This is a genomic window from Legionella sp. km772 (assembly GCF_003989735.1).
In the GTDB taxonomy this organism is placed as follows: Bacteria; Pseudomonadota; Gammaproteobacteria; order Legionellales; family Legionellaceae; genus Legionella.
The window spans coordinates 1-1,693 of the sequence record NZ_RZGQ01000322.1 but is presented as its reverse complement, the minus strand read 5'-3'; the positions used below and the strand labels follow the sequence as shown (position 1 = coordinate 1,693).

Here is a 1,693-nt window from a genome sequence, read left to right as displayed (position 1 = left end):
TCTCCTGGCCTATGGACTTGTGGATAAGCCATTCTGAGAGTAAGGTGAATGAACTAACAAACCGGGAATAGCTCTTATTTTTCCTGAATTTTGTTCCAGATCCCCGGACCTAGCTAAGTGTGCTTGCTCTGTTATCCTTGCTTAAAAGACAAATCCAACATCACCCCAAAAAACTTTTTTTCCTTGGAGTATTTGGGGCAGGCTTATTACTTGGCGATGGGATGTTAACTCCCTCCATCTCTGTCATTAGTGCGCTTGAAGGCATTGCTGTAATTTCACCCGAGTTCTCTCACCTCATTACCCCCATGGCTTTTATTATTTTATTAGCACTTTTCGGATGTCAAAAATTTGGGACGGAAAAAATCGGCTTTTCGTTTGGACCTATTATTTTGCTGTGGTTTATTACCATTGCTATCTTGGGCGGGCTAAGTATTTATAATAACCCAGTTGTATTAGAGGCCATTAATCCTTATTACGGGTATAAATTTGCCGTAAATAATGGTTTGCATTTTTTACCCTTGGTAAGTGGCATCTTCTTAGTCATTACTGGGGCAGAAGCGATGTACGCTGATTTAGGCCATTTTGGAAAAACCCCTATTCGTCTCGGATGGTTTTGTGTAGCACTTCCTTCAGTTTTACTCAATTACTTTGGCCAAGGTGCTTACGCTTTGGCACACCCAGCGGACATTAATAATCTTTTTTATTCTCTTGCGCCCTCTTGGTTTATCTATCCTTTGGTAATACTTGCCACTCTCGCTACGATCATTGCCTCTCAAGCAGTCATTACTGCAAGTTTTTCTTTAATACACCAAGCTATCTCGCTTAACATTTTCCCCCGGTTATTAATAAAACACACTTCTAGTAAAGAAAAAGGGCAGATCTATATTCCTCATCTGAATACAATTTTAGCAATTGGGACTCTCTCTCTAGTTTTGATTTTTAAAAAATCAAGCGCCTTAGCCGCAGCCTATGGTATTGCCGTAAATCTCGTGATGATTATCGTAGCTATTTTGGTCATTTGCGTTGCTCGACTTTATTGGCGTTGGTCAGTATTAAAAATTATTTCTATATTTTCTATTTTTATGCTGATTGATTTATTATTCTTAGTGGCCAATATTCATAAAATTGAGGAAGGAGGATGGATACCACTGGCCATTGCTACAGGTTTCGCGTTTATTATGTTTTCATGGCGAGAAGGAATATTATTCTTACGGAAGCGTTATTATCAAGATAAAACCACATTGAATGATCTTTTTGATTATATAGAATCAACCAAGCCGATGAAACTTAAAGAAGTGACCAATGTTTTTATTACAAATAATGTGGATCAAAGCATTGGGTGTTTTTTACATTATCTAAAAATTAATCGCTTCATCCCTGCTAAAACCCTTATTATAAATATAGTCATGGCAATGCATCCCTTTGTTCCCGATAGAGAGCGTTATCATATAGAAGATCTTTCCCAAGACATTTATAAGCTAACTCTAAATTATGGTTTTATGCAGACCATTAACATTCCTCAAGCTCTTATCGATTGGAATAGGATAAATTCACTTTATTTGAATATTGATCCTAATAAACTCATGTTACGCACATAAACTTGTAGTTTGACTAAAAAGCATTAGAATTCCGCCCTTAATTTTAGGGAGGGAATTAAATGGATATGCTTGATCTTTATAGTGATTATTTGATT

Annotated in this window: 1 protein-coding gene; it reads left to right on the top strand. The window is 36.8% G+C overall.

Annotation, left to right across the window (positions count from 1 at the left end; translation table 11 throughout):
• Positions 1-119: 119 nt before the first annotated feature.
• Positions 120-1,598 (top strand): KUP/HAK/KT family potassium transporter, encoded by a 1,479-nt coding sequence (locus ELY15_RS15615; RefSeq protein ID WP_233586867.1) that lies wholly within the window; start codon positions 120-122, stop codon positions 1,596-1,598.
• Positions 1,599-1,693 lie beyond the last annotated feature (95 nt).